We start from the raw sequence: 17,517 nt of genomic DNA, 5'->3' as shown, positions 1-17,517 counted from the left end.
GCAGAGCATGTCCATCACGCTGAACCACACCATCGTCCCCGCCGTCGACAACGAGGCGGCAGCACGCTTCTTCGCCTCCGTCATGGGGCTGGACTATCGAGGTGCAGATCGGCATTTCGCGCCAGTGCAGGTCAACGATTCCCTGACGCTGGACTTCATGTCCGTCGAGAATCCGGTCGGCCATCACCTGGCCTTCGACGTGGACCCGTCGTCCTTCGACGCGATCCTCGGCCGGCTCCGAACCGCCGGGGTGCCCTATGGCAACGATCCCAGCGAGCCCGGCAACGGTCGGATCGACCACCCGTTGTGCCCTCGGGGCCTGTACTTCACCGATGACGCGGGGAACCTCTACGAAGTCATGTCCCCCAGGTAGCAGCCATCCGGCACGGCAATCGCACAGTGGCCGACAACGGTGCCAGCCTGTGCTCAGCCACCGGTCTCTTGCCGACGGGGCAATGGCCGGCGCGGGCTCGGGCTTGATGGCGGCGCCGCCAGTCGGACCGGTCGAGTCGGTGGGCCGCATCGTGGACGGGGCGGACGATGAGTGCGATGAACAGGCGCTGGATCTCGTTGCAGGACAGCGGCAGTAGCCCATCGGGGGCGGGTTGGCAGGCGTGTTCCTCGGCGCGGACGGTGGCGAGGAAGGCGTGGGCGAGCATCGCAAGGGTGGCCCAGCGGGCCCATGAGGGATAGCGGCGGACCTGGTGTCGAGCCCGGCCAGCCCCTTCCCACTCTGGAAGGTCTCGAGTATCAGCGTGTCCGCCACTCAGGGGGAGGCCCCCTGAGCTCATGCCAAGCGATCTGCCCTGGCACAGGGCTGTCAGCGGGTCGCTGCAATCAAGCACGCTGTCGACGAACGGCTACGCAAGCTCGTCACCAGGGCGAACGTTGCCTGATGAGCACCAGGCATCCGGGTGACCGCCCCCGTCGAGGTCGACTCACGCCCATCCGCTGCGCGGGCGCGTCCTGTGTTCAGGCCGCGGCACGGAAGACGTACGCCGTCATCGGGGCGGTGACCGGCCCCGGGCCCAGACGGGCCGTCATCTCTTCGATGACGGTGGCCCGGACGGCCGGTCCGTCGCCGCGTTCCTCAACGGCCGCGCGCACCGGTGTCCCGGTGAGGTACCCGGTGGCAAGGTCGGCGGTCGATGCGGCCCGGCCCTGAAGCGTCAGCTCCTGCTCCTCCTCGACGGCGAACCCGACGGCCGCCAGATCAGCGGCCACGACAGCGGGGTCGGCATAGCCGTGCGGAACCGTCTGGAAGAACCGTGGCGGATCGACCGGGAAGGCCCGCTCCAGCCCGGCCTGCAGCGCGACTTCGAAGGCGTGCGTCCCGAGCGGGCCCCAGGTGTTGAACAGGAACCGGCCGCCCGGCGCCAGCACCCGGCGGACCTCGGAGAAGGCCTCGATGCGGTCGGGAAAGAACATCACGCCGAACTGGCAGACCACCAGGTCGAAGCCTCCGTCCGGGAACGGCAGCCGCTGCGCGTCGGCCTGCCGCCACACCGCGCCAGGGGCCCGGGTCGACCCGAAAGCGAGCATCGCCTCGTTCAGGTCGGTGGCCGTCACCTCGGCCGAGGGTGCCGCTGCGAGCAGCTCCGCTGTCAACACGCCAGTTCCCGCAGCGAGTTCGAGGATTCGCCGAGGGTGGAGTGCCGCCGCCCGGGCAGTCAGGTCCTCGGCGAAGGGCCGGAAGACCACCGGCACGAGGTACTGCTCATAGGCCACCGGCATGGATTCGGACCATCGCCGGTCGGCATTGATTCCTGTCACCCTCAAGACGGTAGCGCCGCGTCAGGAAACCTCTTCCTTGCCGCGCCGCCATGCGCCCTGGAGCTGGACCCACCTGACAAAGTGTCAGGGCAACGTTCTCTGACACGGCACTGGCAGGCCGGCGTCCGCGGCCTGCTCGTCGGGTCGCCGCGCGAAGTGGCTGCCGTCGGTGTCGGCGATCCACCAGCGCGCGGGTCAGAGTAAGTCAGCGGTGTACGTGAGCTAAACCGGCCCGGGGTCCGGCGGCCTACCGGGGGCGCGGTGAGCTCGCGTCCGTGCCGGGCGTGAACACCCGGCGACGCAAGGTCTCGCCAAGGTGCCGGCGGGCTTCGGCCAGGACGTGGAGGCGGGCGAACGTGCCACGCATGGTGAAGACGACCACGACCACGACGACGGCGACTGTGGCGGCGACGGCCGCGGCGGCGAGGGCGGTGTCCACCAGCGGGCGCCCCCGGGCCCGGATCGCCGCACCGGCCGCACGGCACCGCTCCAGCAACCCGTCGACCGGCTGCTGTCCGAAGCGGAGGATCGCGGACGCACGCACCACGCGAGCAGCTGCCCCAGACAGCGAGCGGTCCTCTCCTCCGGGCGAGTGTCCTGCCCCGCCTGCCCCGCCTGCCCCGCCTGCCCCGCCAGTCGATGACGGGCGTGCCGGCCGGGCAGCCGCCGTGGTTGCGGATGTATGCGTCGATGCTTCCCTCCAACGCCGTCTCGATCTGCCGACCGCGGGTGGAGGACCGGTCGAACAACTGCTGGTCGACTCCGGCTATCCGCATCACCGGGCGTAGGCCCGGCGTCACCTCCCGGGGCACGGTCGCCAGCCCCAGCTCCTCACACACCTCCGTCGTCGTCGTGAGGGTGTAGAGCGTCCCGGCCGCCACGACGTGCTGGTACAGGCGGATGGTGTCGGGAGCGCTGTAGGTTCTCGTTTCTTCCGGCCTTCATCGGTTCCCCAGGCCGGGGCCGCCGGTCTGTCTCACTCGTGGGCCGGTCTGATGCTGTGTCATGGTCCTGGCCCTTGAGGTGAGAAGTCGTCGTCAGCCGCTCTGCCGTGGCGCTCCTCGCGCGACGCGGAGGCGGTCGTCCGACAGCAGCCATGCCTCCGCGTCCTGCCGGATCCGCGCCGCGTCGAAGCTCTCGTACTCGCGGATCACCGACCTGATCGTGCCTCGCTCGCGGTACTCGTCCATGATCGCGACATGTTCCGGCAGGCGTACGAAATCCGCCAGGGCCCGCCGCCCGGTCCACACCGAAACCGATCCGCAGCGCCGGCCCAAGGGCGCGACCCACAGCCACATGCCGACCGCTCCGTCGAGATATGGCCAGCGGCGCCGCAGGGTGAAGCCGCGACGCACGATGCCGGGCAGGTCGCGGTACGCGTCGCCGGTGAAGTCGGTGACGCTGACGATCAGCGGGCCGCTGCGGCGATCACGCATGCCGCTGTCGACGGCGTCCGCCACGGCGCGGTCGCCAAGGGGATCCCCGGCCGGGCCCTGGCACCAGCGGCTCCTCAGCATGGCCCCGCCGTCCAGGACGGGTCACGGCCGAGCAGGGCGAGCAACCGGTCGCCCGGCGGGGCGTCGTCGGGGACTACGGTCCGCCGGCGGAAAGCGGCACCCGCCCCGCGACCCTCGTCCGGGACCAGAGCGGCGACGCGCAGCGCGGCGGCGGTGAGTTCGGCCGGCGGCTCCCACGGGGCGCCGATCGTCACCGCGACGTCCCAGGCGTGTGTCACGTAGTCGAGCATGTGGAAGCCGATCGCTGTCCGCCCGGGGACGGCGAAGCCCGCGGCCACCTCCGGCAGTGCGAACCGCCGCTCCAGTACCTCGTCGTCCGCGAACGCCGCTGTGACCTCGTCCACCGAGGCCTCGTACGCTTCGGCCGGGTCGTCGCCGAGGTCGCCGTCGCGCCATACCGCCCACGGCTCGCCCACGCCGCGGGCGGAGGCGGCGAACCCTTCGTTCTGGCTGACCAGATGGCGGAGCAGTCCGTACAGGGTCCAGTCCGCGCACGGCGTCGCCAACCTCAAGTGGTCGGACTTCACTTGGGAGACCACCTCCCCGGTCAGCGACAGCGCCTGGCGGTCCAGTCGTCGTATGTCCATGGCGAGAGCGTAAAATCGCACAGCGGTTCAGCTCCAGAGCCAATAGGCTGCCAAGTGATTGAGCCAATTGCCAGGCTGCCAGCGGGGGTTGAGAAGCCCGAGAAAAGCCGAGCCGAGAACGGAACACCGAGATTGGACGTGCACGTCAGGCTCGACGGGCGGCGCGACCTGTCCGGCCAGATCTACCGCCAGTTGCGCACCGCGATCCACGACGGGCTGCTACGGCCCGGCGATCCGCTGCCCCCGACCCGTGAGTTGAGCCGCCGACTCGCGGTGGCCCGCAACACCGTCGGCGTCGCCTACGAACGGCTCGTCGCCGAGGGCTATGCGGACAGCAGAGTCGGCTCCGGGACCTATGTGCGTACGACGGGCCTGCCCACGCGCGAGGCCGCGACCGCCACCGAGACCACGGGCTCGGGCCTGCGCCCGCGCGCCATGTGGGCCGGCTTGTCCCCCTGGGCAGCCCCGGAGACCTCGGGACCGACCACAGCGGCCCACGACTTCCGGGTCGGCCTGCCGGACGCCCGGCTCTTCCCGTACGACGCCTGGCGTCCTCTGATCGCCCGGGAACTGCGGCTCTCTGCGGCCGGGACGGTCGGATACGGCGATCCGGCCGGGCACGCCGGGCTGCGGGCCGCACTCGCCCGGCACATCGGCCTCTCCCGCGGCGTGCGGACCGGTCCTGACGACCTGCTGGTGACCACCGGCACGCAGCAGGCCCTGGACCTCATCGGGCGGGTGCTGCTCGAACCGGGCGACCGGGTGGCCGTCGAAGAGCCCGGCTACCCACCGGCCCGGCTGCCGTTCCTGGCGCACGGCGCCGAGGTCACGGGCGTACCGGTGGACGCCGAGGGCCTGCTGGTGGACGCGATCCCGCCGGACACCCGCGCCGTGTACGTCACCCCGGCCCACCAGTTCCCGCTCGGCATGCCGATGTCCCTGCGGCGCAGAACAGCGCTGCTGCGGTGGGCGCGGCGGCACGGCGCGGCGGTGATCGAGGACGACTACGACAGCGAATTCCGGTTCGGCGGGCGGCCGGTCGAGACCCTGCAGAGTCTGGACCGAGACGGACATGTCATCTACGTGGGGTCGTTCTCCAAGGTGATGCTGCCCTCCCTGCGCGTCGGCTTCCTGGTGGCGCCCGCTCCTCTGCGCACAGCACTGCGCACCGCCAAGTACACCGCCGACTGGCACACGGCGGTCCCCACACAGGCGGCACTCGCCCGCTTCGTCGACGACGGACTGCTCGCCCGGCACATCCGCCGGATGCAGCACACGTACGCGATCCGGCACCAAGCCCTCACCCGTGCGCTCACCGACCGCTTCGCGGACCTCGCCGAGCTGGTGCCGTCCACGGCGGGCCTGCACGTGACCACCTTCACCCAAGGCCGCCTCGCCGACCCCGACGCCCTCGCGGACCGGGCCGGACGGGCCCGTGCATCCGGCGTGGCGGTCTACACCTTGGCGGAGGTCGCCGCGAACCGCTCGGCGCGCCCCGGCTTCGTTTTCGGCTACGGCTCGATCGACGCCCCGGACATCGAGCCGGGCCTGCACCGCGTACTCGGCCCGTCGGCGGTGGCGTCGCCGAGCGGCACCGGGTGACCGACCGGGCTTGAAGATCCCGAGCATGCACAGCTTGGCTGCATGCGTCGACCATGACCATGACCATGACCGCGACCCCGGACCCGTCTCCGTGCTACCCGACCTGTGCCCTGCGCCACTCCACTTCCTCGGCAGTCATCGGGGCATGGACGCTGTACACGTCGCCGACCCGCAGATTGTCCGGCGTGCTGTACTCGCCGTAGGTGCCGATGACGGAGACGGCCACATGGGAATCGGGCTGCCAGAAAGTGCGGAAATACGGGGCGTGCGCCGGGATTTCCGGGATCTCCATCAAGGGGACGCCGCGCCGCACCAGTAGACGTTGCAGTTTTTCGAACCGAAGCCTGGGAGTGAACCGCCCGTACCGGGCACGAAGTGCGTCGTTGACGAGGGTGCGGTCCCGGTACGCGAGCCGGTGCACCTGCAGGGTGAAGTGGTGGCCCGACCAGGGGTGGTCGACGGAAGCCCGGTCCCAGTAGAACTCGGCGAGGCCGTAGTCACGGCACATGCTGTGTTCGCCGAAGGTGTCCTCGGCGAAGGCCGGCCCAAGGACCGTGGTGACATGGTCGGGAGCATCCGCAGGGCCCACGCCGAGCACGGCGCCGGTGGTGACGACGTCCACATAGAACGCCAGGGAATGCGGAGTCAAAGGCTGATCCTCGATGCGGTGTGGTCCGACATGATGTGAGGGACGTCCCCACCGGGGGTGTCCACCACTCGTGACGACCTCCATGGGAACCGCCGGGGCCCTGTCGACCCGGCGAAGCGAAGACCTTACTCCACCCCGGCCGCTTGCGCGTATGCGGCAACGGCAGCTGCGGACGCCGGACATTCGCCGAGCAGATTCCGGACCTGACCCATCGGCAAGGACACTCTGCTCCGCCTCCTTCGATCGCCATGATCACGGCCGGCGGCGCGAAGGTGTCGGTGTTGCCCACCGCCCCATAGACCACCGCCCCATGGACCAGCGCCCCGTGAGTGCGCAGATGCCGAACGCCGCGTTCAGTAGTCCGAGATCGTGCGGAAGGTGCTGGTGGTCGGCGACGGCGTCAACGACGTACGCGTGCTGGCCGCCGCCTGGCAGTCACAGATCTACTCCAGCACGTCGACGGCGGTTCACGGACCGGGCCGTGGGCGGGACCGGCACTCCGCCCACGAGTGGAGGGCAACGCTTCAGTGGTGGTGCCCGTCGTGCGTTTTCCCTGCTGGGCGCCCGTGCTGCGGGTGGTCGGTGTGATCGTGGCCGGTGTCGGGTGAGCCGCCCATCATGCGGAGCATGGACAGCCCGCCGGTGCGGAAGAAGCGCACCAGGAGCACCGCCGCCAGGAGCAGGAAGGCGATGTTGAGCCAGGTGGTGTAGTTCCAGCTCACGCCCTCCATCGGGATCTTCGCGTCGGCCTGGTCGGGGATCAGGCCGAGCCCCCCGAAGGCGAGTTCGACGATGTACCCGGCGATGACCATCGCGAGATAGAACGTGCCGAGCAGGAAGGCCGCCGTCCTGGCGCCGTAGTACTTCCGGTAGATGTTGAGGATCGGCAGGATCAGCAGGTCGGCGAAGATGAACGCCACCACGCCGCCGAAGCTGATGCCGCCCTTCCACAGCACCACCGCCAGCGGCACGTTGCCGATGGAGCACACGAACGAGGCGATCGCCACCAGCGGGCCGACGATGGGGCCCCACAGCTTGGCGGCGAGGGGGTGGCCGTCGAAGAAGAAGGCACGCCAGAAGGAATCGGGAACCCAGGCGGCGATGGCGCCGGCGATGAGCAGACCGACGACCAGGTCGCGCAGGATCGCCGCCCACTCCATGACGAAGACGTGGCTGGTGGCGGTGAAGCCCTCCCGGCTGAAGAGCCGACCGGTGAAAGAGCCGTCGCGCGATACCGACATGTCCATCGCCGCATGGCCCTCCATCGACCCGGCCAGCCCCTTTTCCGTCTGCTCGCGAGCCTGACGCAGAAGCCGTTCGCGCAGGAACAGGCGGAACAGGACAGCCAGTACAACGATCATGATGGGTCCGCCGACGAACTCTGCGGCGGTGAACTGCCAGCCCATCAGCAGAGCCAGGATCACGCCGAGCTCGACGACCAGGTTGGTGGAGGCGATCTCGAAGGCCATCGCGGCGGTGAAGTTCGCGCCCTTGCGGAACAGCGAGCGGGCCAGCGCGACCGCCGCGTACGAGCAGGATGATGACGCCGCGCCCAGGCCGGCGGCGACGGCGAGGGTCCGGGGCCTGTCATCGCCCAGGAGCGAGATCACGGTGGACTTGCGGACCACGGCCTGGACGACAGCGGACAGGGCGAAGCCGAGGATCAGGGCCCAGGTGATCTCCCAGGTCATCGACCCGGCAATCGACAGTGCGTGCAGTATGGCGTGCATCTGTGAAGTCTTCCTCCGTCAGGGTGCGGCATGCCGCCCAAGGACACGCTCTCTCTTGGGGGGCGTCCGTCGGGCCGGGGGTGCGGGGCGCCGCCGCGTGGGCGGCGCCCCGCCGGGGTTCAGCCGACGCGCAGGGTCAGGGCGGCGGTGTGGAGCTTGCCACCGGTCTGGAACTGCAGGAACAGCCGCCAGTTGCCGGAGGTGGGCAGCTCGGCGTGGAAGGACAGGTCCGGGCCGCCGTTGTCGCCGGTCACCTTGGTGGTGGGGTGGAGGTGGGCGAACGCGGCGTCGCCTTCGTGGAAGGCGGTCAGGTGGGCGTAGGTGTCCAGGTAGGGCTCGAGGTCGGTGACGGGCTTTCCGTCCTTCGCGATCGAGACGGTCAGCGGGTGCGCCATGCCGGCCATGGGCTCGCCCTTGACGGTGACGGTGTACCCGTCGGCCTGCGTGCTGGTGGCTGGGGCGGGCAGCGGGGTCTTGGCGGCGTTTCCGGGCACGGTGACGGTGCGCGAGAGCACGAGGTCCTTGGCCTTGCCGGGCCCGGCATCGGGGGTGAAGGAGGCGAACAGGCGCCAGGAGCCCGGTGCGAGGGAGGCCAGGCCGGCGGTCCAGGTGCCGTCGGCGGCCATGGTGGGGTGGATGTGCTGGAAGCCGGTCAGGTCGGAGCGGATGGCGTAGAAGTGCATCCGCTTGGTCTGGTCGAGGGCGAAGCCGGTGACCGGCTTGCCGTCCGGGCCTGTGACCGTGAACCGATAGGCCGTCTGCTTGCCGGACGGCAGGGCCGCGTCCTTGGAGGTGAGGCGGTAGCCGTCCTGGGCGTCGGCCAGGCCGTTGCCGGAGGCCATGTCGCCCATACCGGGCATGTCGCCCATCGCCTGCGACGTGCTGGGCGAGGCGGACGCGGAGGACTTGCCGCCGTGGTCCATGCCGGGCATGGACGAGGAGTCGCTGGAGGAGCCGCAGGCGGCCAGCGTCAGCGCGAGAGCGGCTGCGGCGCCGGTCGCTGCGAGGCTGCGGCGGCGTGCGGTGAAACGGTGCGAGGTGACCATCGAAATGGAGTCTTTCGGGGTGGGCGCACCACACCGGTGGTGCGCGGAAACGAGCAGGAAACGGTGCCGGTTTCCGGCCTGGGGCCGGGTCCGACGCGCACCTGTCACGTCCGCGCGATGCACACCTGAAGCAGCAGATCTCGTCCGCCGTCCGGTGGTCCGCGCCGCCCCCTCCCGCCGGTCGCTGCCCGCAGTCGGGTCAGCGTCCACAGGGCGAGCACGGCGGCGCCTGCCACGGCGAGCAGGCCGGGCACCGGCAGGGGGGTGCGCTCGTGGGCGGGCGTCGACACGCACAGCGCTCCGGGCATTCCGGAGACGTCGGCGGCCCGGGCGGCGGAGCCGGGAGTGTGCCCGGCCGGCGCGTGGGCCGCGGGCAGGGCAGCGGTGTCGTGGCCACTGGTCATCGACGAGGCCGCGGTCATGGCGCCGTGGCAGCCGTACGCGGCCGTGGCCGGGGCTCCGTGCATGAGGAAAAGCCCGAACAGCACCGCGCACACCGCCAGCAGCCGGGCGACGCCCCGCGTGCCTGCCTGTGCGCTGTCCACGGCCAAGTCCCTTCCTTTTCGTCCAGTCTCGCCGTACGACCATACCCCGGCAGGGTATCGACTGTGCGAGCTGGGCCCGAGGCGCACCCCCCACTGGGCGGGCGGTCTGCGTCGCGACCGGCCGACGCCTGCCGCTCCCTGACCCTGCGGCTGATCGGCGGGGAACTCGGTCGAAAGGGGGCCGCCCGGGCAAGGGCGGGCTCTGCGTCCGCGGGACCTGGGCAGGAACCGGTGATGCGACCGCGCGGCTGGTGCACTCCTGGCGCCTGCGGCCTCGGAGTGACGCTCGACGGACTTGACTGGATACCCCATGGGGGTATCTATTGGGGGCGGTCGGCCAGGTCATCGGTCCGTTCGGCTGACACGTCCACACCAGGAGGCTTCCGTCATGGCAACGAGCACGTCCAACCCGCCGTCCGTCTACACCGTTACGGGTATGACCTGCGCACACTGCGTCAGCGCGGTCACCGAGGAGATCACCCAGGTGCCCGGTGTCACGGGCGTCGAGGTCGATCTGGCCGCCGGGACGGTGTCCGTCAGCTCCCAGGGCCCGCTCGACGACGCCGCGGTGGCCGCCGCGGTCGAGGAGGCGGGCTACGAGGTGACCGCAACCCCGCCACAGTCCTCGGGCGGCTGCTGCGGAACCTGCCACTGACGGCCCTGCGCCGGGGCGAGGCGCCCACGCCCGCCCCGGCGGGGCTCGGCCCGCCAGCATGAACATCAAAGCCATCACCGAGTCCGGCGACACGGGCGAGCCCGCAGTCGAAGGCAATCTCGCATCTCAGCGTGCCAGGATGCCTGGGGATACGACCGCCAGTACCTCGACGGGCAGGAGCCAGCCATGATCAGCGGTGCACATGTCGTCCTCTACAGCCAGGACGCCGAGGCGGACCGTGCCTTCATCCGAGACGTCCTCGACTTTCCCGCCGTCGACGCGGGCGGCGGCTGGCTCATCTTCCAGCTGCCCCCGGCCGAGGTGGCCGTGCACCCGGCCGACGGCCCGCCCCAGCACGAGTTCTTCTTGATGTGCGATGACCTTGAATCCCAGCTCAGCGAGTTCCGCGCGCAGGGCGTAGAGATCACCCGTCCGGTCAGCGAACAGCGCTGGGGCAAACTGACGGCGATCCGGCTCCCCAGCGGCGCCGAGCTCCCGCTGTACGAACCACTCCACCCCACCGCCCACAGCCTGTGACCTCGGAACACCTCACACCATTCAGCTCAGCGCGCGAATCTCAAGGTTCTGGGCGGGCACGCTTCGCCCTGCCGGACGGCAGGGCATGGCAGCCTCGTTCTCCCTGGGGATGAGGTGTACGGCGGGTGGGAGCTGCGTACCGCCTGCCGAGAACAGGGCCTGGGCTACGTCGTGCGACTCCGGTCCAACTACCAGGTCACCGCCGACGACACCCGCGACGGACACGACGGCGACGCGGGACGGCCGTCAGACTCCTGGGAAGTCCTCGAAGTACGTACGGCGATATCGATCGTCCCCGTCCCGGCCTCAGAACGTGACCGGCATGGACGGCAGCGGCTCCTTGATCACCAGCTCCGCCGACGAAGCCGGTGCAGCAGTCCGTGCCCCGCTTCCCGTGGCGGTCCACAGGTCCGCCTTGACGTTGGCGTAGAACCAGGCGGTGCGCTGGGGCGACATCGGTGAGCCGGCGGGCATGACCGTGCGCAAGACGGTCATGTCCGCGCAGGAAGTGGCGCGGCGCCACCTGGACGACCGGCAGGCCGCGGTTCACCGGATCGAGGAGCGGGCTTCGGCGGCCGTCCCGCGACAGCTCGGGCCTGACGACGACGAGATCTGAGGACGACGAGATCTGACGACGAGACATCGGTACGGACGCCTTTCTGCGGTCTCGCCGGCCCTCGCAAGGTCTATGCGGCAGGCCCCTGCGGGGCGGCCGAGTGGTCTTTGCGGTACTCGCGCGGGCTGACGCCGTGGCGGCTCTTGAAGGCGCGGGTGAAGTGCGAGGCGTCCTTGAAGCCGACCGCGTAGGCGATGTCCGTGACGCTTTGGTCGGTCCGGCCCGGGTCGGCGAGCAGTCTGGCGGCCATGTGGATGCGCTGTCGCAGGATCCAGCGGGACGGTGAGGCGTCCTCGGCCCGGAAGACCGCGTGGAGGTAGCGGACGGAGACGCCCAGCGCCTGGGCGATCACGGCGGGCGACAGGTCGGGATCGGCGATGTGGTCGATGATGTAGCGGCGGGCGCGGCCCATGTGGACCGCTCCGGGAGCTTTGAGCCGGCCGCCCACGGCGGTCCGGTCGGACAGGGCCGTGGCCAGCAGCTCCAGCAGCGTGGCACCGATCCGGGCGCTCGTGTCGGGAGCCAGAGCGCGGGCGTGGACGGTCAGCGACTGGACGAAGGGCGCGATGAGCGCGCCCACCCCCCGGTCGCCCGGCACCGGGGTCGCCATCGTGTCCTGTGCCAGCGGGCAGTGCGCGTCGAACAGCGGCCGGGGGACTTTCAGCACCAGCAGCTCGAACGGGTCGAGGCAGGCGATCCGGCAGGGCAGCGCGCTGTCGTAGACGGTGAGGTCACCGGGGCGCAACAGCGCCTCGCGTCCCTGCTGGACCACGGTGACGCGCCCCTGGACGGCCAGGTTCACCAGGAGGTCGTCCTCGCTGGACCTGCGGATCAGCGCGGGCGAGCGGAACACCGTGTGAGGGTCGGAGACCACCCGTGCGACTCCCACGTCGCCGACTGTCTGGGCTGTGACCTGGCCCAGGAAGCCGGCGGAGGGATGGCGCGGGACGTCCATCTCGTACTCGACGAACGTGGTGCAGACGACCTCGCGCCAGTAGTCCAGCTGGGCTCGGCTGTCGAGCGGCGCCGTGGAGAAGTTGAGCGTCATGCCGGTGCCACCTCGCCTTTGCACCCTGGAGAAGACCCTGCTGCGGGTGCGCTCAGGTTCAAGTAACCGTGCGGCCTCAGTCAAGCCCTCGCCGCAGGCCGGACCGTACGGTCGCACCCACACAGCACCCAGGCGAGTGAGGCAAGGTGACATGACTACATCCGAAGAGATCATGGCGCAGTACGTGGCGACCGAGGCACGCGTGGACCGCATGCGGGACAAGTACGCCCTGGAGGAGGGGTACATCGGCGAGGACAGCACCCCTTGGGTGCCGTTCGTCCCCAACGTGTTCATCAAGCACCTCACCTTCGACGTCCGCGGCAGCAGCGCCGCCAACGTGCTGTGGGTGCAGGAGGGCGGCACGCTCGGCCGTCACCGCCACCGCGGGCCGGTCTCCGGCTACGTCCTCGAGGGCAGCTGGCGCTACCTGGAGTACGACTGGGTCGGCAGGCCGGGTGACTTCGTCCGGGAGAGCCCGGGGCGCAGCCACACCCTCTACTCCGAGCACGGGATGAAGACGATGTTCTGGCTCAACGGCCCGCTGGAGTTCCTCGACGAGGAGGACCGGGTCATGGAGACGGTCGACGTGTTCTGGTTCATCGACCACTACGAGAGCTACTGCCGGGACAACGGCCTGAAGATCAACGAACGGCTCTATCTCTGAGCGCGCCGAGGCCTGCCCGGCCCTCCCGGACGACGCGTTGCTCTGTCCGGCGGGCCGGGCCTGGGCCTCGACGCGATCGGCATCAGCCGCGGGATCCATGAGTTCCCGGCCGCCGTGTCTGCCGCGAGACGCGTCCGCTCTGGTCAGCTCCTGGTGGGCGCCTGTCGCTGCTTCTGCCGCACCGGCGTCCGCCGCACGACGAACTCCGACATCGTCGAGGAGTCGCAGCTGTCGCGCCCGACCGTCCGCAAGTACGCCGGCACCAAGGACGAGGCGTTCGCCAAGGCCGTCCAGGCGCTGCTGGAGCGGGCATCCCCGGCGGCCGAAGACGCGGCAGCCGCTGCGGGCACGCCCGAGGACAAGGTGCCCGGTGTGCTCATGGTGAAGCTTGAGGGTGCTGCAGATCGCACCATGCCTGCTACCGCGTCCACCTCGACCGCTACCGCAACCCGGATGCGCAGGCGTAGGTCGTCCTGCACCACGGCGTGGGCGCCAACGGCCGCCAGATGACCCTGATCCTGGGCGCCCCGTTGGCTCGGTGCGGCTTCGAGCCGGTCGCCCTGGACAACCTCGGCTGCGGCCTCACCCAGGTCAGGCCAGACACGTCGACACCCTCAAGCTCACGTCGCAGGATCACGCCGGTCCCCCGGCTCCGGGCGGTGGACGCCGCGGGGCCGGTAGCCGAGGGCGTCGGAGCAGCCCAGCAGGTCGGTGAGGAGCCAGACGATGGCCAGCCACATCTCGGTGCCCTGGAGTCCGGGTTCCGGGCCGGGGCCGGTGACGCCCGGGCCGAAGCCGAACCCCTGGCCCTCCTGCCAGCGCGAAAGGGCCGCGGCCAGTTGGCGTTCGGCCCAGGCGCGTATCTCGGCAGACCGGTAGCCCTCGCCGTTCGCACCGGTTCCGAGCTGCCGGGTGCACAGCCACAGAGGGTGGGCCACGTCCAGCACGTTGCAGGCGTTCTCCTGCCCGGCGCCGAAATAGCGAGCGTCCCGGGCATGGTCCAGGACCGCGTCCACGACCCGCTCCGGGTGCGGCACCGGCACCCCGAACTGGGCGAACGAGCCGCGCGTGAGCCGGTAGTAGCCGTTGACCACCTGAAGCCGACCGGCCGACGGTGAGGGTGCGCCCCACATGCCGGTCCACGGGTCGGCACGGGTCAGCAGCCAGCCGAACAGGGCTTCCACCGTCCCGGGCGTGACTGCGTCGTCCGCTTGCCGGAGGTTCCAGTGCGCGGCCGTGGCCCATGAGTCGATCCAGGCGCCGGCACCCCATGCACCGTCCTGCCACGGCAGGTTTTCCAGCCGCGCGACGAGCTGCCTGGGCGTCATCTTCCGTACGCCGTGCACCGGATGGGGAAAGGATGCGCCCAGCAGGTCGAGGGCGTAGCCGACGGACAGGACGTGATAGAGGTCGGCCCCTTCGCCGATGAAGCCGTCGGCGTCGACGGCAGGCAGTGGTTGGCCGAACTCCGGTACCAGCCCGGTGCGCGGGTCCTGCAGGGCAGCCAGCCGCTCGACGTGCTCGTCGGCGGTCAGTTGCTCCGGGGCGGTGCCCAGCAACAGGCCGGCGATCTCCACGGCATCGCAGTGCGCGCGCACCGTGGGCGCCGCTCCGGGGCGGTCGACGTACCGGTCGCCGTTCCAGCACCGGGCGAGGAGAGCGGCGACCTGGGCGCGGGCGGTGTCGGCGAACCGGATCAGGCGGCCTTCGCCGGGGTCCGGGCGGGCCGCGGCGATCGCCTTGCCGTCCAGTCGACTGCGCAGTGGCCGTGCCGGGTTGCCGGCGGCCACCGTCCAGGCGGGGAGATCCCTGGTGACCACCGCCCCGGCCCCGATCACGCAGTGATCGCCGATGGTCACCCCGTCCACGACGACCACGTGCGAGCCGATCCACACATCGTCCCCGACGGTGATCCCCTCGCTGGTGAGCGGCTGTTGGAAGACCGGCCGGTCCGGCGCCATGGAGTGGTTGAAGCCGAGCAGCGAGGTGTGCGCGCCGATGCGCACGCCGTCGCCCAGGGTGACGCTGCCCCGCACCGTGGCGAACGGGTTCAGCGAGCAGTCCGAGCCGGTGGCCAACTCCCCTGTGACATAGGCGTGAGCGGCGATGTAGGACTCGTCTCCGAGCCGCAGCCGGTCCGCGAACACGGCGGCGGACTCAGCCACATAGCACCGCTCACCGACTTCACTGTCCCCGCCGAGCGCCTGCTGCCGCTCCCGCTGGGCGGCCCGCTGTTCCGCGGTCGCCTCCTCGGCGAAAAGCCAGGGGCAGTGGTCGAAGTGGCGTATGGACTGCTGCTCCTCATGATCCATGGGACGGGACACTAAGCGGCCCGACGCCTTCGCGGGAAGGGGGCCGGGCGCGGCGCTCAGTCGCGGCGCACCCGGCCCCCTCATCGCCTCCCACCAGGCCTTCTAGCGGGGTCGGTACGGCACGTCCGGCACAGTCGTCAGGCCGTGGCGAGGTGTCTGACGGCGGAGTTCGTCGCCTCCTGCGCCGACAGGACGCCCTGTTGCCGGCCTCGGCTGAGGGCCAGCACGCGGTGGGACAGTCCCAGGACCTCGTCGGGGTCGGAGCTGACCACCACGAGGGCCATGCCCGACCGGGCTCGTCGAGGATGACGACCTTGGGCTTACGCTCCAGCCAGCTTGATCGCGTCGGCGGCGACCTCGGTGACGCGTTCCGGGGCCCGCGCAGCCGCAGCGCCTGGCCGTCCACGGACACCTATCCCAACGGGTCGCCACCCCTGGCAACGTGCAGGTGCCCGTCTCACACCCCCGGGCCGAAACAGCGATGTAGCCCCAGAAGTACGCGTACACGGCGGGCTGCGGCGCCGTGTCGAGCAGACCGAGCGCGGGCCGGGCGATCATCCGGTTGATGATCGCCGGGCCGCCGTACGTCGACCAGTAGTGGTTCGCGGCGTCGTCGTCGCTGCCGCGCAGCATCGGCTCCAGCCGGGCGCGGTCGGCCGGGGGATGGTGCAGTCCGGCCCGTGGTCCCACAGGAAGTCCAGGGTCAGCAGGAGCTTGACGACAGAGGCGGACCGGAACCGCGCGCTCTCGTTGACCTGTTCGGTGAACGTGCCGGTCTGGCGGTCGAAGACGGCCACGTCGGCAGTGACGCCGGGCGGGATCTGGACGGCCGCGGAGGCCTGGACGGTCCCGGCGGTCTCGGCCGCCTTGCCCGTCCGGGGTTGTGTCGTCGCACCACGTGTGAGTGACGCAACCGTGACGACGGCCGCGAGTGTGGCGGCGCCGCGCAGGAACATGCGCATGGTTGCCGTTCCTGGGTCGCCGGGGTTGTCCTACGGGGCCTTGGCCCGCGGCGTCACGATAGGAGTCCGGGCGGGACGGCGGTCCTGACGAACGTCAGGGTTCCGGCAGAGCGGGGGCGACCTGCGGACTCGACCCTGACAAGTGTCAGGTGTCGGCGGTGCGGTGACTCCCCGTACGGTCACGACCAGCGAGCGACGGCCGGCCGGGGGCCGGTTGCCGCACACGACCGGATCAACCGCCGACCCACGAAAGAGGGCTCATGAGCCGCCGATCACTCAGGACACTGCTGGCCGCGGGGGGCGCCGCCGCGGTGATGGCGCTCCTTCCGGCCTCCGCCCAGGCCCAGCCGTTCTCGGGCGGCGACTACGGGGCCTACGGGCAGGAGGGGCAGTACCCCACCACCTCGTTCTGCACGGGCTCGTTCCGGCAGATCGGGCCCACCCAGTTCGCCGAGGGCATGGCCCTGAAGTACTTCTATTCCGACAAGTGCGGCTCGTTCGCCCGGATCGAGAACTCCCGGGCGGGCTGTGCGGCCGTACTGCAGCGTTCCGACAACGGCGCGGGCCGGGTCGACGGCTGGGTCTCCGAGACCGTCGACTCCGGCATCAACTACGCCTACACGATGATGGGCAACAACCTCAACGGCCGCGTCTCGCGCGCCCTGCTCGCGTGCGACGGCCACGATCTGGTGAACACCGGCTGGTACTGAGCCGCACCACATGCCACACGGGGGCGGCCGGTACTCCGGTCCGCCCCTTCGGCGTGCACACGCCTGCGGCGGGCCACCGGTTTCCCGATGGCCCGCCGCAGGCGTGTGGAGGGAACGGTGCGTCAGCAGTCCGGGACTCCGGCGATCTTCTCGCCGCCCCGGATGTACAGGTTGTTCACCCAGGCGAGGTCGCTGCCCGAGAACTCCATGACGGCCGTCCACCAGTTGTTGGTGCCTACGGCCGGGTCGTGCACGGTCTGGCCCTGCTTCTGGCACAGGGCGTCCGCCCACCACTGCGAACGGACCGCGAGCCGCGGCGAGTCAGTGGTCGGCTGCTGGCGCAGGTTGACGTCGGTGGCCCAGATGTAGACGTCGGTGAGGGTCGGGTCGCCGCTGTTGGCTGCGGCGGCCGGGGCCGCCTGGGCCGTGGTGGCGAGGCCGCCGACGGCGAGGGCGGTCACCGCGAGGCCCATGGCGGTACGGCTGATCAGTCGCTTCATGTGTCTGTCCCCCGAAGGACGAAGGTGAGGATGGTGTGGCCGGAAGCGGTCCTGTTCCGGGTCG

22 protein-coding genes and 2 pseudogenes are annotated in these 17,517 nt (G+C 70.7%); 8 read left to right on the top strand and 16 right to left on the bottom strand.

Annotation, left to right across the window (positions count from 1 at the left end; all coding sequences use genetic code 11):
* Positions 1–7 precede the first annotated feature (7 nt).
* The gene (locus tag ACZ5SK_RS06240; RefSeq protein WP_361702729.1) at positions 8–373 is read left to right on the top strand and encodes a VOC family protein; all 366 of its coding nucleotides are present in this window, start codon (positions 8–10) and stop codon (positions 371–373) included.
* 82 nt (positions 374–455) lie between these two features.
* Here ACZ5SK_RS06240 and ACZ5SK_RS06235 read toward each other — a convergent pair.
* The 6 genes and pseudogenes from ACZ5SK_RS06235 to ACZ5SK_RS06210 form a co-directional block, all read right to left on the bottom strand.
* A pseudogene (locus tag ACZ5SK_RS06235) lies at positions 456–745 on the bottom strand (IS701 family transposase); the annotation flags it as partial.
* A 227-nt stretch (positions 746–972) separates the two neighbouring features.
* Positions 973–1,734, bottom strand: a complete 762-nt coding sequence (locus ACZ5SK_RS06230; RefSeq protein ID WP_334583759.1) for a class I SAM-dependent methyltransferase — start codon at positions 1,732–1,734, stop codon at positions 973–975.
* Positions 1,735–2,020: 286 nt separating this feature from the next.
* Entirely contained in the window at positions 2,021–2,320 is a 300-nt protein-coding gene (locus tag ACZ5SK_RS06225) for a hypothetical protein (RefSeq protein ID WP_361708010.1), read from the bottom strand.
* 193 nt (positions 2,321–2,513) lie between these two features.
* Positions 2,514–2,654: pseudogene (locus ACZ5SK_RS06220) on the bottom strand (hypothetical protein); the annotation flags it as partial.
* A gap of 156 nt (positions 2,655–2,810) precedes the next feature.
* A complete protein-coding gene (locus ACZ5SK_RS06215) occupies positions 2,811–3,290 on the bottom strand; it encodes a hypothetical protein (protein WP_361708002.1) in 480 nt (159 codons plus the stop codon).
* Complete coding sequence (locus ACZ5SK_RS06210; RefSeq protein WP_334581882.1) at positions 3,284–3,877, bottom strand: TIGR03086 family metal-binding protein; 594 nt, start codon at positions 3,875–3,877, stop codon at positions 3,284–3,286. The genes ACZ5SK_RS06215 and ACZ5SK_RS06210 overlap by 7 nt, the downstream gene beginning before the upstream one ends.
* Positions 3,878–4,015: 138 nt before the next feature.
* Here ACZ5SK_RS06210 and pdxR point away from each other — a divergent pair, with 138 nt between their 5' ends.
* Complete coding sequence (gene pdxR / locus ACZ5SK_RS06205) at positions 4,016–5,479, top strand: MocR-like pyridoxine biosynthesis transcription factor PdxR (RefSeq protein ID WP_361708008.1); 1,464 nt, start codon at positions 4,016–4,018, stop codon at positions 5,477–5,479.
* A gap of 94 nt (positions 5,480–5,573) precedes the next feature.
* Here pdxR and ACZ5SK_RS06200 read toward each other — a convergent pair whose 3' ends face one another.
* The 4 genes from ACZ5SK_RS06200 to ACZ5SK_RS06185 all read right to left on the bottom strand — a co-directional run bounded on the left by ACZ5SK_RS06200 (position 5,574) and on the right by ACZ5SK_RS06185 (position 9,449).
* Positions 5,574–6,128, bottom strand: a complete 555-nt coding sequence (locus tag ACZ5SK_RS06200) for a hypothetical protein (RefSeq protein ID WP_457495256.1) — start codon at positions 6,126–6,128, stop codon at positions 5,574–5,576.
* 524 nt (positions 6,129–6,652) lie between these two features.
* A complete protein-coding gene (locus ACZ5SK_RS06195; protein ID WP_334581879.1) occupies positions 6,653–7,858 on the bottom strand; it encodes a permease in 1,206 nt (401 codons plus the stop codon).
* Between the two features lie 119 nt (positions 7,859–7,977).
* The gene (locus ACZ5SK_RS06190) at positions 7,978–8,904 is read right to left on the bottom strand and encodes a hypothetical protein (protein WP_457495255.1); all 927 of its coding nucleotides are present in this window, start codon (positions 8,902–8,904) and stop codon (positions 7,978–7,980) included.
* 104 nt (positions 8,905–9,008) lie between these two features.
* Positions 9,009–9,449 (bottom strand): hypothetical protein, encoded by a 441-nt coding sequence (locus ACZ5SK_RS06185; protein ID WP_457495254.1) that lies wholly within the window; start codon positions 9,447–9,449, stop codon positions 9,009–9,011.
* Between the two features lie 388 nt (positions 9,450–9,837).
* Here ACZ5SK_RS06185 and ACZ5SK_RS06180 point away from each other — a divergent pair, with 388 nt between their 5' ends.
* Positions 9,838–10,104: a heavy-metal-associated domain-containing protein gene (locus ACZ5SK_RS06180; protein WP_457495253.1), complete on the top strand. Its 267-nt coding sequence runs from the start codon at positions 9,838–9,840 to the stop codon at positions 10,102–10,104.
* A gap of 186 nt (positions 10,105–10,290) precedes the next feature.
* The gene (locus tag ACZ5SK_RS06175) at positions 10,291–10,641 is read left to right on the top strand and encodes a VOC family protein (RefSeq protein WP_334581875.1); all 351 of its coding nucleotides are present in this window, start codon (positions 10,291–10,293) and stop codon (positions 10,639–10,641) included.
* Between the two features lie 306 nt (positions 10,642–10,947).
* Here the strand turns inward: ACZ5SK_RS06175 and ACZ5SK_RS06170 are convergent, their stop codons facing one another.
* Complete coding sequence (locus tag ACZ5SK_RS06170) at positions 10,948–11,115, bottom strand: hypothetical protein (RefSeq protein ID WP_361707989.1); 168 nt, start codon at positions 11,113–11,115, stop codon at positions 10,948–10,950.
* On the opposite strand from ACZ5SK_RS06170, the gene ACZ5SK_RS06165 reads away from it, so the two are divergent.
* Complete coding sequence (locus ACZ5SK_RS06165) at positions 11,114–11,257, top strand: hypothetical protein (protein ID WP_361707986.1); 144 nt, start codon at positions 11,114–11,116, stop codon at positions 11,255–11,257. The two genes, ACZ5SK_RS06170 and ACZ5SK_RS06165, sit on opposite strands and share 2 nt — an antisense overlap.
* Before the next feature lie 70 nt (positions 11,258–11,327).
* Here the strand turns inward: ACZ5SK_RS06165 and ACZ5SK_RS06160 are convergent, their stop codons facing one another.
* The gene (locus ACZ5SK_RS06160; RefSeq protein WP_361707983.1) at positions 11,328–12,305 is read right to left on the bottom strand and encodes a helix-turn-helix domain-containing protein; all 978 of its coding nucleotides are present in this window, start codon (positions 12,303–12,305) and stop codon (positions 11,328–11,330) included.
* A gap of 151 nt (positions 12,306–12,456) precedes the next feature.
* Here ACZ5SK_RS06160 and ACZ5SK_RS06155 point away from each other — a divergent pair, with 151 nt between their 5' ends.
* Positions 12,457–12,969 (top strand): 2,4'-dihydroxyacetophenone dioxygenase family protein, encoded by a 513-nt coding sequence (locus ACZ5SK_RS06155; RefSeq protein WP_361707980.1) that lies wholly within the window; start codon positions 12,457–12,459, stop codon positions 12,967–12,969.
* A gap of 114 nt (positions 12,970–13,083) precedes the next feature.
* Positions 13,084–13,479 carry a TetR/AcrR family transcriptional regulator gene (locus ACZ5SK_RS06150; protein ID WP_361707977.1) on the top strand — a complete coding sequence of 132 codons (396 nt, stop codon included), beginning with the start codon at positions 13,084–13,086 and terminating at the stop codon, positions 13,477–13,479.
* 110 nt (positions 13,480–13,589) lie between these two features.
* Here the strand turns inward: ACZ5SK_RS06150 and ACZ5SK_RS06145 are convergent, their stop codons facing one another.
* From ACZ5SK_RS06145 to ACZ5SK_RS06135, 3 genes are all read right to left on the bottom strand, one after another.
* The gene (locus ACZ5SK_RS06145) at positions 13,590–15,281 is read right to left on the bottom strand and encodes an acyltransferase (RefSeq protein WP_468575438.1); all 1,692 of its coding nucleotides are present in this window, start codon (positions 15,279–15,281) and stop codon (positions 13,590–13,592) included.
* Positions 15,282–15,418: 137 nt separating this feature from the next.
* A complete protein-coding gene (locus ACZ5SK_RS06140) occupies positions 15,419–15,565 on the bottom strand; it encodes a hypothetical protein (RefSeq protein ID WP_361707972.1) in 147 nt (48 codons plus the stop codon).
* Positions 15,566–15,835: 270 nt separating this feature from the next.
* On the bottom strand, positions 15,836–16,243 hold the full coding sequence (locus tag ACZ5SK_RS06135; protein ID WP_361707969.1) for a hypothetical protein: 408 nt from the start codon (positions 16,241–16,243) through the stop codon (positions 15,836–15,838).
* A 260-nt stretch (positions 16,244–16,503) separates the two neighbouring features.
* Between ACZ5SK_RS06135 and ACZ5SK_RS06130 the strand changes: the two genes are divergently transcribed.
* Positions 16,504–16,953, top strand: a complete 450-nt coding sequence (locus tag ACZ5SK_RS06130; protein ID WP_334581867.1) for a hypothetical protein — start codon at positions 16,504–16,506, stop codon at positions 16,951–16,953.
* A 122-nt stretch (positions 16,954–17,075) separates the two neighbouring features.
* Here the strand turns inward: ACZ5SK_RS06130 and ACZ5SK_RS06125 are convergent, their stop codons facing one another.
* Positions 17,076–17,453 (bottom strand): peptidase M23, encoded by a 378-nt coding sequence (locus ACZ5SK_RS06125; protein WP_334581866.1) that lies wholly within the window; start codon positions 17,451–17,453, stop codon positions 17,076–17,078.
* Positions 17,454–17,517 lie beyond the last annotated feature (64 nt).

The sequence above is a fragment of the Streptomyces sp. NPDC031474 genome, from assembly GCF_055581185.1.
Note: the sequence above shows the minus strand (reverse complement) of the source record. Positions and strands in the feature narration are given on the sequence as shown.

Coding starts and splice junctions, on each gene's coding strand:
- ACZ5SK_RS06240 (WP_361702729.1), top strand. CDS start 8: ATGTCCATCACGCTGAACCACACCATCGTCCCCGCCGTCGACAACGAG.
- ACZ5SK_RS06230 (WP_334583759.1), bottom strand. CDS start 1,734: ATGCCGGTGGCCTATGAGCAGTACCTCGTGCCGGTGGTCTTCCGGCCC.
- ACZ5SK_RS06215 (WP_361708002.1), bottom strand. CDS start 3,290: ATGCTGAGGAGCCGCTGGTGCCAGGGCCCGGCCGGGGATCCCCTTGGC.
- ACZ5SK_RS06210 (WP_334581882.1), bottom strand. CDS start 3,877: ATGGACATACGACGACTGGACCGCCAGGCGCTGTCGCTGACCGGGGAG.
- ACZ5SK_RS06195 (WP_334581879.1), bottom strand. CDS start 7,858: ATGCACGCCATACTGCACGCACTGTCGATTGCCGGGTCGATGACCTGG.
- ACZ5SK_RS06190 (WP_457495255.1), bottom strand. CDS start 8,904: ATGGTCACCTCGCACCGTTTCACCGCACGCCGCCGCAGCCTCGCAGCG.
- ACZ5SK_RS06180 (WP_457495253.1), top strand. CDS start 9,838: ATGGCAACGAGCACGTCCAACCCGCCGTCCGTCTACACCGTTACGGGT.
- ACZ5SK_RS06175 (WP_334581875.1), top strand. CDS start 10,291: ATGATCAGCGGTGCACATGTCGTCCTCTACAGCCAGGACGCCGAGGCG.
- ACZ5SK_RS06165 (WP_361707986.1), top strand. CDS start 11,114: ATGACCGTGCGCAAGACGGTCATGTCCGCGCAGGAAGTGGCGCGGCGC.
- ACZ5SK_RS06170 (WP_361707989.1), bottom strand. CDS start 11,115: ATGCCCGCCGGCTCACCGATGTCGCCCCAGCGCACCGCCTGGTTCTAC.
- ACZ5SK_RS06160 (WP_361707983.1), bottom strand. CDS start 12,305: ATGACGCTCAACTTCTCCACGGCGCCGCTCGACAGCCGAGCCCAGCTG.
- ACZ5SK_RS06155 (WP_361707980.1), top strand. CDS start 12,457: ATGACTACATCCGAAGAGATCATGGCGCAGTACGTGGCGACCGAGGCA.
- ACZ5SK_RS06145 (WP_468575438.1), bottom strand. CDS start 15,281: ATGGATCATGAGGAGCAGCAGTCCATACGCCACTTCGACCACTGCCCC.
- ACZ5SK_RS06140 (WP_361707972.1), bottom strand. CDS start 15,565: ATGGCCCTCGTGGTGGTCAGCTCCGACCCCGACGAGGTCCTGGGACTG.
- ACZ5SK_RS06135 (WP_361707969.1), bottom strand. CDS start 16,243: ATGCGCATGTTCCTGCGCGGCGCCGCCACACTCGCGGCCGTCGTCACG.
- ACZ5SK_RS06130 (WP_334581867.1), top strand. CDS start 16,504: ATGAGCCGCCGATCACTCAGGACACTGCTGGCCGCGGGGGGCGCCGCC.
- ACZ5SK_RS06125 (WP_334581866.1), bottom strand. CDS start 17,453: ATGAAGCGACTGATCAGCCGTACCGCCATGGGCCTCGCGGTGACCGCC.